General features: G+C 55.0%; 14 protein-coding genes. 7 read left to right on the top strand and 7 right to left on the bottom strand.

Features of this window, described 5'->3' with window-relative positions; translation table 11 throughout:
* Window positions 1–4: 4 nt before the first annotated feature.
* Both scpB and ABLV12_RS00065 read left to right on the top strand, forming a co-directional pair.
* Entirely contained in the window at window positions 5–790 is a 786-nt protein-coding gene (scpB, locus tag ABLV12_RS00070) for a methylmalonyl-CoA decarboxylase (protein ID WP_004105613.1), read from the top strand.
* A gap of 23 nt (window positions 791–813) precedes the next feature.
* Complete coding sequence (locus ABLV12_RS00065; RefSeq protein WP_004105615.1) at window positions 814–2280, top strand: acetyl-CoA hydrolase/transferase family protein; 1467 nt, start codon at window positions 814–816, stop codon at window positions 2278–2280.
* Here the strand turns inward: ABLV12_RS00065 and ABLV12_RS00060 are convergent.
* The 7 genes from ABLV12_RS00060 to epd form a co-directional block, all read right to left on the bottom strand.
* Complete coding sequence (locus tag ABLV12_RS00060) at window positions 2277–3173, bottom strand: LysR family transcriptional regulator (RefSeq protein ID WP_004105617.1); 897 nt, start codon at window positions 3171–3173, stop codon at window positions 2277–2279. The genes ABLV12_RS00065 and ABLV12_RS00060 overlap by 4 nt on opposite strands.
* A 120-nt stretch (window positions 3174–3293) precedes the next feature.
* Window positions 3294–4049 carry an oxidative stress defense protein gene (locus tag ABLV12_RS00055; RefSeq protein WP_004105619.1) on the bottom strand — a complete coding sequence of 252 codons (756 nt, stop codon included), beginning with the start codon at window positions 4047–4049 and terminating at the stop codon, window positions 3294–3296.
* A 90-nt stretch (window positions 4050–4139) separates the two neighbouring features.
* Window positions 4140–4775 (bottom strand): arginine exporter ArgO, encoded by a 636-nt coding sequence (gene argO, locus ABLV12_RS00050; protein WP_016809856.1) that lies wholly within the window; start codon window positions 4773–4775, stop codon window positions 4140–4142.
* 148 nt (window positions 4776–4923) lie between these two features.
* On the bottom strand, window positions 4924–5781 hold the full coding sequence (locus ABLV12_RS00045) for a small-conductance mechanosensitive channel MscS (RefSeq protein ID WP_004115311.1): 858 nt from the start codon (window positions 5779–5781) through the stop codon (window positions 4924–4926).
* A 189-nt stretch (window positions 5782–5970) separates the two neighbouring features.
* On the bottom strand, window positions 5971–7050 hold the full coding sequence (gene fbaA / locus ABLV12_RS00040; RefSeq protein WP_004105626.1) for a class II fructose-bisphosphate aldolase: 1080 nt from the start codon (window positions 7048–7050) through the stop codon (window positions 5971–5973).
* Between the two features lie 97 nt (window positions 7051–7147).
* Complete coding sequence (gene pgk, locus ABLV12_RS00035) at window positions 7148–8311, bottom strand: phosphoglycerate kinase (protein WP_004105627.1); 1164 nt, start codon at window positions 8309–8311, stop codon at window positions 7148–7150.
* 51 nt (window positions 8312–8362) lie between these two features.
* Entirely contained in the window at window positions 8363–9382 is a 1020-nt protein-coding gene (gene epd, locus ABLV12_RS00030) for an erythrose-4-phosphate dehydrogenase (RefSeq protein ID WP_064397240.1), read from the bottom strand.
* 378 nt (window positions 9383–9760) lie between these two features.
* Between epd and ABLV12_RS00025 the strand changes: the two genes are divergently transcribed.
* Genes ABLV12_RS00025 through ABLV12_RS00005 form a run of 5 tightly spaced genes read left to right on the top strand, consistent with a single transcriptional unit; the run spans window position 9761 to window position 12810 of the window.
* A complete protein-coding gene (locus ABLV12_RS00025) occupies window positions 9761–10186 on the top strand; it encodes a PPC domain-containing DNA-binding protein (RefSeq protein ID WP_049101581.1) in 426 nt (141 codons plus the stop codon).
* A 22-nt stretch (window positions 10187–10208) separates the two neighbouring features.
* Entirely contained in the window at window positions 10209–10787 is a 579-nt protein-coding gene (locus tag ABLV12_RS00020; protein ID WP_023321620.1) for an ECF transporter S component, read from the top strand.
* Window positions 10788–11495, top strand: coding sequence for an energy-coupling factor transporter transmembrane component T (locus ABLV12_RS00015; RefSeq protein WP_064397237.1), 708 nt, complete (start codon window positions 10788–10790; stop codon window positions 11493–11495).
* Window positions 11483–12160, top strand: coding sequence for an ABC transporter ATP-binding protein (locus ABLV12_RS00010; RefSeq protein ID WP_032729251.1), 678 nt, complete (start codon window positions 11483–11485; stop codon window positions 12158–12160). The genes ABLV12_RS00015 and ABLV12_RS00010 overlap by 13 nt, the downstream gene beginning before the upstream one ends.
* Window positions 12154–12810, top strand: a complete 657-nt coding sequence (locus tag ABLV12_RS00005) for an ATP-binding cassette domain-containing protein (protein WP_004115325.1) — start codon at window positions 12154–12156, stop codon at window positions 12808–12810. The genes ABLV12_RS00010 and ABLV12_RS00005 overlap by 7 nt, the downstream gene beginning before the upstream one ends.
* Window positions 12811–12949: the final 139 nt, after the last annotated feature.

The raw sequence follows: 12949 nt of genomic DNA, 5'->3' as shown, positions 1-12949 counted from the left end.
AGTTATGTCTTATCAATATGTTAACGTCGAAATTATCCAGAAGGTTGCGGTGATTGAGTTCAACTATAGCCGCAAGCTTAACGCCTTAAGCAAGGTGTTTATCGACGACCTGATGCAGGCGTTGAGCGACCTCAACAGGCCGGAAATTCGCTGCGTCATTTTACGCGCGCCTGGCGGATCAAAAGTTTTCTCCGCCGGCCATGACATCCACGAATTACCCGGCGGACGCCGCGATCCGCTTTCGTATGACGATCCGCTGCGCCAGATTACCCGCATGATCCAAAAATATCCGAAACCGGTGATCTCCATGGTCGAAGGGAGCGTCTGGGGCGGCGCGTTTGAGATGATCATGAGCTCCGATCTGATCATCGCCGCCAGTACGTCAACGTTCTCCATGACGCCGGTGAATCTCGGCGTGCCCTACAACCTGGTCGGCATTCACAATCTGACCCGTGACGCTGGCTTTCATATCGTGAAAGAGCTGATTTTCACCGCCCTGCCGATTACCGCCCAGCGCGCGCTGGCGGTCGGTATTCTCAATCACGTGGTGGACGCTGGCGAACTGGAAGATTTTACCTTACAGATGGCGCACCACATTGCCGAGAAAGCGCCGCTGGCGATAGCGGTCATTAAGGAAGAGCTGCGCGTGCTTGGCGAGGCGCACACCATGAATTCCGATGAGTTCGAACGTATTCAGGGAATGCGCCGCGCCGTCTACGACAGTGAGGATTATCGGGAAGGCATGAGCGCGTTTATGGAAAAGCGTAAACCTGAATTCGTCGGCCATTAATCATCCCGGTTAAGGAGTGCAAAATGAAACGGATGAGCGCCGATGAAGCGGCGGAGATTATCCAGCACGACCAGATGGTGGCGTTCAGCGGCTTCACTCCCGCCGGTTCGCCCAAAGCGCTGCCCGCGGCTATCGCTCGCCGCGCCGGTGAGTTACATCGGGCGCAGAAGCCTTTCCAGATCCGCCTGCTGACCGGCGCGTCAATTAGCGCCGCCGCCGATGATGCATTATCGGCAGCCGATGCCGTCTCGTGGCGCGCGCCGTATCAGACCGCGTCGGGCCTGCGGCAAAAAATCAATCAGGGGAAGGTGAAGTTTGTCGATCTGCACCTGAGCGAAGTGGCGCAAATGGTTAACTACGGCTTCTTTGGTGAGATTGATGTCGCGGTGATCGAAGCCTCGGCTATCGCGCCGGACGGGCGGGTCTGGCTCACCAGCGGTATCGGCAACGCGCCCACCTGGCTGCTACGGGCGAAGAAAGTGATCATCGAACTCAATCATTATCACAGCCCTCGGGTTGCCGAGCTGGCCGATATCGTGCTCCCCGGCGCCCCGCCGCGGCGCAACAGCATCGCCATCTTTCATGCGATGGATCGCGTGGGTAGCCGGTACGTGCAAATCGATCCGAAAAAAATTGTCGCGGTCGTGGAGACCGAACTGCCCGACGCCGGAAACCTGCTCGATAAAAATAATCCGGTTTGTCAGAAAATTGCCGATAACGTGGTCACCTTTCTGCTGGAAGAGATGGCTCGCGGGCGCATCCCGCCTGAATTTTTGCCGCTGCAAAGCGGCGTGGGTAATATCAATAACGCGGTCATGGCGCGGCTGGGTGAGAATCCGGATATTCCCTCTTTTATGATGTACTCCGAGGTCTTACAGGAGTCGGTAGTCCATCTACTGGAAACAGGGAAAGTCACCGGCGTCAGCGCCTCCAGCCTGACAATATCCGCCGATTCGTTGCGCAAGATTTACGCCAATATGGATTTCTTCGCCAGCCGCATTGTCCTGCGCCCGCAGGAGATCTCCAATCATCCGGAAATTATCCGCCGTCTGGGAGTTATTGCCCTCAACGTGGGGCTGGAGTTTGACATCTACGGACACGCCAATTCCACGCACGTAGCCGGGGTGAATCTGATGAACGGCATCGGCGGTAGCGGCGATTTTGAACGCAACGCCTGGCTCTCTATCTTTATGGCGCCGTCCATCGCCAAAGACGGGAAGATCTCCACTATCGTGCCGATGTGCAGCCATGTCGATCACAGCGAGCATAGCGTGAAGGCGATCGTTACCGAGCAGGGTATCGCCGATCTGCGCGGGTTGTCGCCGCTGCAGCGCGCCCGCGCTATCATTGATAACTGCGCGCATCCGCTCTACCGGGACTATTTACATCGCTATCTGCAGAGCGCTCCCGGCGGGCATATTCACCACGACCTCACCCACGCCTTCGACCTGCATCGTAATCTGCTTGAGCACGGTTCAATGCTCGGTTAGCCCTCCGTACCGTCGCGATCTTCAGTTATGTGCTGAAGCATCGTGGCGGTATAGCGATGGTTTTTCAGCGAATAGAGATACTCCTGCATATACATGGCGCTACCGGGCGCGTCGAAGTACTTCAGCTTCGCCGGATTTACCAGACGCCAGGCGAAGTAAGGAATAACCGTTAAAAACTGCCCCCGCTCTACGGCGCTAATTTTCGCCATAAAGCTATAGGGGCGATAGATAACCGTCGGGTTGATTCCGCAGGGGCGCATATAGGCGTCCAGCATCGCCTCAAAATTGGCCCGATTCTGGAAACGCATCTGCAGCCAGGGCAGTTCACGTAACAGATCCTGCGGCGGCTTATCTTCATAACGGCGAGAAACAAGAAACCCCAGACGCAGCGGCGCCAGTTCGCTGATGGTCAGATTTTCCAGCTCCTGCACGCGGGGCGAAACATGCTGCGGCGAAATAATAAAATCCAGCTGACGGTCGAAAAGATTATCAATCACGCCATTCTCGCTGAACTCCACGGCCTGGGTGGTCACGCCATCGTATTTATCGCCCAGGCTGATGAGCTGGTCGAAAATTATCGTCGGATAGGTGTTGTCGATGCCGATAACAACGTTGCGCGAGCGGCGCGCGGAATAGTGTATTTCGTTATCGATGGCCGATAAGCGCTGGTAAATAGGAAACAGCTTCTGATAGAGCTCCTGCCCCGCTTTATTGAGACTGATGCTGTTATCTTTGCGGGTAAATAACGTATAGCCGATCTGATCCTCAAGCGCAGCAATGCTTTTGCCAAAGGGCGATGCGGTCATATGGATTTTTTCCGCCGCTCTGGCGATGTTATTGGTCTGCGCCAACAGAATGAAATTGCGCATCTTTTTAGAAATAAAGATATCCATGCTCACCTCACAGGAAAACAGGGATCTATCCTTACCTCATTCAGGGAAAAGACTTGTGCTGCGCTCTCATTTTTACAGATAGTCACAGAAAAAGCCCGGCGCGAAGGCCGGGCGGGAGGATTACTGCGCTGCTTTTGGCTCTTCAGCCGGTTTCGCTGGCGACGCAGGCTGGGTCGGCTGCAGCTCAAACACCACGTCCACCTGGTCATCAAACTGAATGGTCGCCTGCTCGTAGCTTTCCTGAGCAGATACCGGCGCCGCATCGGCTTTCATCATCCGCACCATCGGGCTCGGCTGGTAATTGGAGACATGATAGCGAACGCTATAAACCGGCCCCAGTTTGCCGTGGAATCCGCTAGCCAGCTCCTGAGCCTGATGAATCGCATCGTCAATCGCCGCTTTTCGCGCCTTATCTTTGTAAGCGTCCGGCTGCGCCACGCCCAGTGAAACCGAACGGATCTCGTTCAGACCGGCTTTTAATGCCCCATCTAACAACCCGTTGAGCTTATCCAGCTGGCGCAGCGTGACTTCAACGCTACGCACCGCGCGATAGCCCTTAAGAATGCTTTTGCCGTTCTGATAATCATAATCAGGCTGGGTACGCAGGTTGGCAGAGTTAATATCCTTCTTCGCAATGCCGCTCTTCTCCAGGAAGGAGAGATACTGGGCCACGCGTTCATCTGCCTGTTTTTTAGCGGATGCCGCATCTTTCGCGGAGACGTTAACTTCAATCGCCAGCGTGGCGATATCAGGAACCGCAGCGACGCTGGCGGTACCTGAAGTAACAATATGTGGGCCGTTTGGCAATTCATTGGCCTGAACTGCCATTGCGCTAAATCCGAGTGCCGCCGCCAGGGCCATGACTTTTAACTTCACTGTCGTTTCTCCATCTTACATTGGTCGTCTATACGCAGACGCATGCCTGCAAGCTTAGCGCTTACGCGGAGAAAGTCCATCGGACAAGGCTTAGTTAAGCAGCGCCTGCACATGAGCGAAGCCGTCTTTCGCCAGCTCCAGCGCGATGATCCACATGACCAGACCGACCAGCACGTTGATAATTCGCTGCGCTTTTGCCGTGCGCAGGCGCGGGGCCAGCCAGGCGGCCAGCAGGGCCAGACCAAAGAACCATAAGAATGAGGCGCTGATGGTGCCCAGGGCAAACCAGCGCTTTGGCTCCATCTCCAGCTGTCCGCCGAGGCTTCCAAGCACCACAAACGTATCCAGATAAACGTGAGGATTCAGCCAGGTCACCGCCAGCATGGTGACGATGATTTTCCAGCGCCCCTGCTTCATCACCTCCGCGCTGGCCAGCTCCAGATTGCTGCTAAAGGCCGTTTTCAGTGCGCCAAAACCGTACCACAATAAAAAAGCGACGCCGCCCCAGGTCACCAGCGCCAGCAGCCACGGGGACTGCATCAGCAGCGCGCTGCCGCCAAAAATTCCGGCGCAGATAAGCAGCAGATCGCTGATGGCGCATAGCAAAGCAATCATCAGATGGTACTGACGACGAATACCCTGATTCATCACAAAAGCGTTTTGCGGACCGAGCGGCAAAATCATAGCCGCTCCCAGGGCAAGGCCCTGAAAGTAATACGATAACATCGAGAGGAATTTCCACTGAAAGAGTCAATGCCGGGGAATATAGCGTGCAGAAATCATTAGAGGAAATTGAAAATTTTAATCGCTAATAAGGACGACTAATACTGGGTACAAAAAAGGCCGGATATGCCGGCCTGTATTAAAAGGGAAATTATTCTGCTTTTTCCTGCGGACGAATGACATGAACGTCCATCTGCGGATACGGGAAGCTGATGCCGTTGGCGTCAAAATCGCGCTTAATACGCTCCAGGACGTCCCAGTACACGCTTTGCAGATCGCTGCTCTTACTCCATACGCGCACCACGTAGTTCACAGATGAAGCGCCCAGTTCATTCAGGCGAACGGTCATTTCACGATCTTTGAGAATACGTTCATCCGATTCGATGATGTTGGTGAGCAGCTGCTTCACTTGGTCGATGTCCGCATCGTAGGCCACGCCGATAATAAACTCGTTGCGACGTACCGGCTCGCGAGAGAAGTTGATGATATTCCCGGCAATGATTTTACCGTTCGGTACCACCACAATTTTGCCATCTGCGCTGCGCAGGGTCGTGGAGAAAATCTGCACGTTCAGCACGGTACCCGCGATACCGCCAAGGTCAACGTATTCACCAGCGCGGAATGGGCGGAAAACGACCAGCAGGACCCCAGCGGCAAGGTTAGACAGCGACCCCTGCAGCGCCAGACCGACGGCTAAGCCCGCGGCGCCAAGTACCGCGATAACCGAAGCGGTTTGCACACCCACGCGGCCGAGGGCGGCGATCAGCGTGAAAGCAATGACGGCGTAGCGTACCAGCGCAGAAAGAAAATCGGCAACGGTGGCATCAATATGTCGAGCCCGCATCAGGCGATTGACGGTGTTGGAAACAATCCGCGCCACGATCAGACCAACAATAATAATCGCGATGGCCGCGACAATGTTGACGGCATAGCTCAGCAGTAATGCCTGATTGCGCACCAGCCATGAACCGGCGTTATTTATGCTATCGACAACGTTCAAATCTTCCATTCAACTTTCCTTATGGATACCCGGACGGGAAATAAAATAACCAAACCTGATAATTGCAAACAGGTTAAGGGTAAACAAAAAGAGTCCGTTTTGCCAAATTGATCACATTTATTTAGCAACATTTCATGTCATTGAGATAATAAAAAAGCCCGCATTTCTGCGGGCTTCCGGGTAAGAAACGAAACTTTCTTACAGAACGTCGATCGCGTTCAGCTCTTTAAATGCCTGCTCCAGACGAGTCACCATGGACGTCTGTGCAGCGCGCAGCCATACGCGCGGATCGTAGTATTTCTTGTTCGGCTGGTCTTCGCCTTTCGGGTTGCCCAGCTGACCCTGCAGGTAAGCTTCGTTAGCTTTGTAGTACTGCAGGATACCGTCCCAGGTTGCCCATTGGGTATCGGTATCGATGTTCATTTTGATCACGCCGTAGCTTACGGAGTCTTTGATTTCCTGAGCGGAAGAACCGGAACCGCCGTGGAAGACGAAGTTCAGGCTGTTGTGCGGCAGGTTATGTTTCTTAGAAACGTATTCCTGAGAGTCGCGCAGGATAGTCGGGGTCAGCACCACGTTGCCCGGCTTGTAAACGCCGTGTACGTTACCGAAGGAAGCGGCGATGGTGAAACGCGGGCTGATTTTGCTCAGCTCAGTGTAGGCGTAATCAACGTCTTCCGGCTGGGTATACAGAGCGGAAGCGTCCATGTGGCTGTTGTCCACGCCGTCTTCTTCGCCGCCGGTGCAGCCCAGTTCGATTTCCAGAGTCATGTCCATTTTGGCCATACGCGCCAGGTACTTAGAACAGATCTCGATGTTTTCGTGCAGGGACTCTTCAGACAGGTCAATCATGTGAGAAGAGAACAGCGGTTTACCGGTCGCGGCGAAGTGTTTTTCACCCGCGTCCAGCAGACCGTCGATCCACGGCAGCAGTTTCTTAGCGCAGTGGTCAGTGTGCAGGATAACCGGAACACCGTAGTGTTCAGCCATCTGATGAACGTGATGCGCGCCAGAGATAGCGCCCAGGATGGCTGCGCCCTGAGGAACGTCAGTTTTCACGCCTTTGCCCGCGATGAACGCTGCGCCGCCGTTAGAGAACTGAACGATAACCGGAGAACGAACTTTTGCAGCTGCTTCCAGAACGGCGTTGATGGAATCAGTACCCACGCAGTTTACCGCTGGCAGGGCAAAGTTGTTTTCTTTAGCTACCTGGAACACTTTCTGAACGTCGTCGCCAGTGATGACGCCCGGTTTTACGAAATCAAAAATTTTAGACATGTTACGTAGTCCTGTATCTGTATCTTCGACCGTTGAAGAAGGTTCGCGAGCTTTTACGCGCGCTGAAAAACAGGCGGGTCACCCCGCCTGAACTGAATTACTGCTTAGCGCGCTCTTCGAGCATGGCTACTGCCGGCAGAACTTTACCTTCCACGAATTCGAGGAATGCGCCGCCGCCGGTGGAGATGTAGGAGATTTTGTCAGCAATGCCGAACAGGTCGATTGCTGCCAGGGTGTCGCCGCCGCCTGCGATGGAGAACGCTTCGCTATCTGCGATGGCGTTAGCCACGATTTCAGTCCCTTTGCGGAAGTTCGGGAATTCGAACACGCCGACCGGGCCGTTCCACAGGATGGTTTTGGCGTTTTTCAGGATTTCAGCCAGTTTCTCTGCGGAAGCATCGCCCAGGTCCAGAATCTGCTCGTCATCTTTAATGTCGTTAACAGATTTCAGGGTAGCGGTTGCGGTTTCAGAGAACTCGGTCGCTACGCGAACGTCAGTCGGAACCGGGATATCGCAGGTCGTCAGGAGGCGTTTAGCTTCGTCAACCAGATCGGCTTCGTACAGGGATTTACCCACGTTGTGGCCCTGAGCGGCAACGAAGGTGTTGGCGATGCCGCCGCCGACGATCAGCTGGTCAGCGATTTTAGACAGGGAGTCCAGAACGGTCAGTTTAGTGGAAACTTTAGAACCACCGACGATAGCTACCATCGGACGAGCCGGTTCTTTCAGCGCTTTACCCAGGGCGTCCAGCTCAGCGGCCAGCAGCGGACCTGCACAAGCGACGTCAGCGAATTTGCCGATACCGTGAGTAGAAGCCTGCGCGCGGTGAGCAGTACCGAACGCATCCATAACGAAGACATCGCACAGCGCAGCGTATTTTTTCGACAGCGCTTCGTCATCTTTTTTCTCGCCTTTGTTAAAGCGAACGTTTTCCAGAACCACCAGCTCGCCGGCAGCGACTTCAACGCCGTCCAGGTAATCTTTAACCAGACGTACCGGGTTAGACAGTTTGTCTTTCAGGTAGTTAACAACCGGCAGCAGAGAGAATTCTTCGTTGTACTCGCCTTCGGTAGGACGACCCAGGTGGGAAGTGACCATCACTTTCGCACCCTGTTTCAGGGCCAGTTCGATGGTCGGCAGAGAAGCACGGATACGCGCATCGCTGGTTACTTTCCCTTCTTTAACCGGTACGTTCAGATCCGCACGGATAAAAACGCGTTTACCAGCCAGATCCAGATCGGTCATCTTAATTACAGACATGGTGAATCCTCTCGTTGATTCTTGATAAAGTTTTGCAGGCGCCTGAGCGCCTTACCTGAAACCTTGTGCGGCCATCGCTAACGTGGTGTCGAGCATCCGGTTAGCAAAGCCCCATTCGTTATCGCACCAGACCAGCGTTTTGATCAAATGCGCGCCACTTACCCGCGTTTGCGTGCCATCGACGATGGCGCTATGCGGATCGTGGTTGAAATCTATCGAGACTAACGGCAATTCCGTATAGTCAACTATACCATGAAATGCACCCTGTGCTGCTTTTTGCAGCAACTGGTTGACTTCACTCGCTTTTACCGGTTTTTTCACCGTGACGCTAAGGTCGATCGCCGTCACATTAATCGTCGGAACACGGACCGCGATAGCTTCAAAGCGATCGTTAAACTGAGGGAAAATACGCGTGATCCCCGCAGCAAGCTTAGTATCAACCGGGATGATCGACTGACTGGCCGCTCGCGTCCGGCGCAAATCCGGATGGTAAGCATCGATAACCTGCTGATCGTGCATCGCGGAGTGAATCGTGGTTACCGTTCCTGACTCTATGCCGTAGGCATCATCTAACAGCTTAATGACCGGAATAATGCAGTTGGTGGTGCAGGAGGCGTTGGAGACGATACGGTGCTCAGCGCGCAGCTCATCATGGTTGACGCCAAACACGATCGTCGCGTCGAGATCGTTGCCGCCAGGATGTGAAAAGAGCACTTTCCTCGCGCCGGCCCGCAGATGGGCTTCGCCATGCTCGCGGCTGCCATAAGCGCCGGTGCAGTCAAGCACCACATCAACCGCCAGTTCCCGCCAGGGCAACGCCTCAAGGGAAGATTCATGCAGCAGACGGATGGCGTCATCGCCGACAAACAGCTGCTCTCTCTCCTGGCGCACATCCCAGGCAAAGCGTCCATGGCTGGTGTCATATTTCAATAAATGCGCGATGCCGGCAGCATCCGCCAGTTCATTGATTGCCACCACGGTGATTTCCGCACGACGTCCGGATTCATACAAAGCACGAACCACGTTACGCCCGATGCGACCGAAGCCATTAATCGCAATGCGTATGGTCATAGGTCTCCTGCAAGGCTATCCATGATATGAGGTGGCTGACAGAGTAATGCAGCAACGCTCTAAGGGAAACCTTACCTGTCGCAAACTGCGACTGATTGATTAATTGTCGAACATTTAGACGACTGAAACGCTTCAGCTAGAATAAGCCAAACGAGGAATAAAAGGAATGATTGTCCAGCTGGAGAAACCATTTATCTGACTTACATCACACTTTTCACCCCTTCTGGGGCGGCATTTATTCCACATTCCAGAATTACGAATAAGCGTAGCAAGATCTTTTCGTTGTCGTGCCGCAATTACTGATTTATATCAGAAACCATACTGAACAGCGGCGATATTATTGCCGCTACGTCCGAGTCTCGGAGTCCCTCGAAAAAGATGACCATTCCCCACTTGCAGCCCTCTGCGGCACGTTACTATGCGCTTCGCTTACTTCCGGGCGAGGAGGTTTTTTCACGCCTGCGCGCCTTCCTGCAACTGCACCATATTCAGTCAGCCTGGATCGCCGGCTGTACCGGTAGCTTAAGCAATGCGGCACTACGTTTTGCCGGCCAGGATGAGACCACCTTACTGAACGGAACCTACGAGGTTATCTCGCTGAATGGCACGCTGGAATTGAAAGGAGAACATCTTCATTTAGCGATATCCGATCCGCAAGGCGCGATGCTCGGCGGCCATATGATGCCCGGCTGTACCGTCCGCACCACCCTTGAGCTGGTGATAGGCGAACTGACCTCCCTGGCATTTAGCCGTCAGCCGTGCGCACTTTCCGGCTATGACGAACTGGTCATCTCATCCCGATAACTTTTCCCTTAAAGAGGTTTCTATGGCTCGTCGCCAATTTACCAGCCAGTCCCTGGTGCTGATTGCGATCGCCGTCGCCATCAACATGATCGGCGGACAGCTCATCAGTATGTTAAAACTTCCCATTTTTCTCGATTCAATCGGCACCTTAATCAGCGCGGTTCTACTCGGACCGGTCATTGGCATGTTGACCGGTTTACTGACCAATCTTCTGTGGGGTCTGCTGACCGATCCGATTGCCGCCGCCTTTGCGCCAGTGGCTATGGTGATTGGCCTGGTTGCCGGATGGCTGGCGAGAGCGGGATGGTTCCGCACTTTACCTAAGGTGATCATTAGCGGGGTTGTCATTACCCTCGCCGTGACCGCGGTTGCCGTGCCGCTGCGGACGGCGCTGTTTGGCGGCGTGACGGGAAGCGGTGCGGATCTGTTCGTCGCCTGGATGCATTCGGTAGGTCAGAATCTGCTGGAGTCGGTGGCGATTACCGTCTTAGGCGCCAATCTGGTGGATAAAATTCTTACCGCGATTATCGTCTGGACCCTGTTGCGCCAGCTGCCGCTGCGTACGTTGCGCCATTTTCCTGCCATGTCCGCCGTACGCTAAATGCACCCTTTTACCTCCTTAACGCTCTGGGCGCTGGCGGCAGTGACCACGCTGCTGCTACCGACGGATACGGTGCTGCCGGTGTATAGCACCGCGGCGTTTCTCAGTTTAGTGCTGCTAAAAGCAACGCGACGGCGGGCAAAATATGTCGCCTGGCTACTACTCTCGCTGGGCATTGGCCTGTGGCTGGTCCACGGCGGCTGGTTTACCCAGTGGCTGAGCGGCCAGCCCCGCGACCCGCAGCGCTGGGCGAACGCCATCACGCTGTGGCTGAGAATTCTGGCGATTGTTTCCACGTCACAGCTCTGGATGGAGTACGTACCGGTACAGCGCTTTATTCGCGCCCTGTTTGCCTCACGCCTGCCGCCGGGCGTCGCTTATCTGTTCGCTGGCCCGCTGCTGGTTGTCGAACAGCTAAAGCGCCAGTTGACGATTATCCACGAAGCCCAACGCGCCCGCGGCGTACCGCTGGACGAGAATGGATATCAGCGGCTGCGCGCAATGCCTGCGCTCATTATCCCTCTGACCCATAACGCGCTTAACGATCTGGCGATACGCGGGGCGGCGCTGGATATGCGGGCATTTCGTTTACATCGTCGGCGCACTACGCTTTGGGCGCCGAAAGACAGCACCTTACAACGTCTGGCGCGTTACGGCATGCTGCTGGCGATGGTCGCTGAAGCGGGAGCCTGGCTATGGTTACGTTAGAACAGTTCCGTTATCACCCGACCCGGGCAACGGGTCCTTCATCATGCTTTGATTTCCATTATTCGCAGCCCGGCATGGTGGCGATTTTTGGCGATAACGGCAGCGGGAAAAGCACTCTGGCGCAGATCATGGCGGGCTGGTATCCGGATTTTCTGCCCGGCGATATCGAAGGTCATGGCACTCTGCTTGGCATCCCTATTGGACAGCAATCGCTGGTCGAACGGGCGCAGACCATCCAGCTGGTCCAGCAATCCCCCTATCTCCAGCTTTCCGGTTGTACCTTCAGCGTCGAAGAAGAGGTCGCTTTTGGCCCTGAAAATCTTTGCCTTCACGAAGACGAGATTATGCGTCGTGTTGACGCGGCGCTCTCGCTGATGGAGTGCCAGGAGTTACGTCACCGCCATCCGTCCACGCTCTCCGGTGGAGAAACCCAGCGCGTGGCGATCGCCTGCGCGCTGGCTATGCAGCCAACGCTACTGATCCTTGATGAAGCCTTTAGCCGCCTGACGGCGCAAGCTACCGCCATGCTTCTGACACGTCTGCGGGACAGGGCGCTGGCGCAGCATTCACTGATCATCCTTTTTGAACGCACCCCTTCGCCTTTTCTAGCCTGGTGTCAGCAGGGATGGCGACTACATGATGGAGCGCTTTCCCCGCTATGTTAACGTTGAATCAGGTAACCTGGCGCTGGCCCGGCGCGGCGGATGACTGTTTGCAAAATATCTCCCTGACGCTCGGCCAGGGCGAATGGCTGGCGCTTACCGGCGATAACGGCGCGGGAAAATCCACCCTGCTGCGGGTAATGGCCGGGCTGCTGTCGGCAACGTCCGGTAGCGTCAATCTGTTGAATAAGCCGATGGCGCAGTATAAAAATCGTCAACGCGCCAAAATTATCGGCGTCCTGTTTCAGGAGGCCGAAAACCAGCTCTTCCACAGCAAAGTCTCTGAAGAGGTCGCCTATGGGCTGCGGTTACAGAAATTACCGGCAGCGGAAGTTGCGCAACGCACCGCGGCGGCGCTGCGTTTATGCAGGCTGGAGAGCGTAGCTGATGCGCATCCGCTGGATTTGCATACCGCCCAGCGCCGTATGGTCGCCGTTGCCTGTCTGGAAGCCATGGCGCCAGAGATTCTGCTGCTCGACGAACCCAGCCGCGATTTTGATCGGCACTGGCTGGCAATATTTGAAGCATGGCTGACAGTTTGCCGCAAAAGAGGAACCAGCGTAGTGGCTATCAGCCATGACGCGGCTTTTACACAGCGGCACTTTTCCCGCCAGGTGCGCATGGAAAAAGGCAGACTGCTGCGAGTGGTTTAAAAAAAACGGGCCGCCTGAGCGACCCGTTTTATCAGGCTGTGAGAATAATCACAGCAGTGCTTCCGCTCTGGCAACCGCGTTTTCCACGGTGATACCAGATGCTTTTCCCGCTGGCGGTGCCGCGCACCGGTCCGGACTA

Source organism: Klebsiella sp. CN_Kp100, from assembly GCF_040065315.1.
Taxonomy (GTDB): domain Bacteria; phylum Pseudomonadota; class Gammaproteobacteria; order Enterobacterales; family Enterobacteriaceae; genus Klebsiella; species Klebsiella oxytoca.
The sequence above is the reverse complement of the archived record's forward strand: the minus strand, read 5'-3'. Positions and strand labels throughout refer to the sequence as shown.

Coding starts and splice junctions, on each gene's coding strand:
- scpB (WP_004105613.1), top strand. CDS start 5: ATGTCTTATCAATATGTTAACGTCGAAATTATCCAGAAGGTTGCGGTG.
- ABLV12_RS00065 (WP_004105615.1), top strand. CDS start 814: ATGAAACGGATGAGCGCCGATGAAGCGGCGGAGATTATCCAGCACGAC.
- ABLV12_RS00060 (WP_004105617.1), bottom strand. CDS start 3,173: ATGGATATCTTTATTTCTAAAAAGATGCGCAATTTCATTCTGTTGGCG.
- argO (WP_016809856.1), bottom strand. CDS start 4,775: ATGTTATCGTATTACTTTCAGGGCCTTGCCCTGGGAGCGGCTATGATT.
- ABLV12_RS00045 (WP_004115311.1), bottom strand. CDS start 5,781: ATGGAAGATTTGAACGTTGTCGATAGCATAAATAACGCCGGTTCATGG.
- fbaA (WP_004105626.1), bottom strand. CDS start 7,050: ATGTCTAAAATTTTTGATTTCGTAAAACCGGGCGTCATCACTGGCGAC.
- pgk (WP_004105627.1), bottom strand. CDS start 8,311: ATGTCTGTAATTAAGATGACCGATCTGGATCTGGCTGGTAAACGCGTT.
- epd (WP_064397240.1), bottom strand. CDS start 9,382: ATGACCATACGCATTGCGATTAATGGCTTCGGTCGCATCGGGCGTAAC.
- ABLV12_RS00025 (WP_049101581.1), top strand. CDS start 9,761: ATGACCATTCCCCACTTGCAGCCCTCTGCGGCACGTTACTATGCGCTT.
- ABLV12_RS00020 (WP_023321620.1), top strand. CDS start 10,209: ATGGCTCGTCGCCAATTTACCAGCCAGTCCCTGGTGCTGATTGCGATC.
- ABLV12_RS00015 (WP_064397237.1), top strand. CDS start 10,788: ATGCACCCTTTTACCTCCTTAACGCTCTGGGCGCTGGCGGCAGTGACC.
- ABLV12_RS00010 (WP_032729251.1), top strand. CDS start 11,483: ATGGTTACGTTAGAACAGTTCCGTTATCACCCGACCCGGGCAACGGGT.
- ABLV12_RS00005 (WP_004115325.1), top strand. CDS start 12,154: ATGTTAACGTTGAATCAGGTAACCTGGCGCTGGCCCGGCGCGGCGGAT.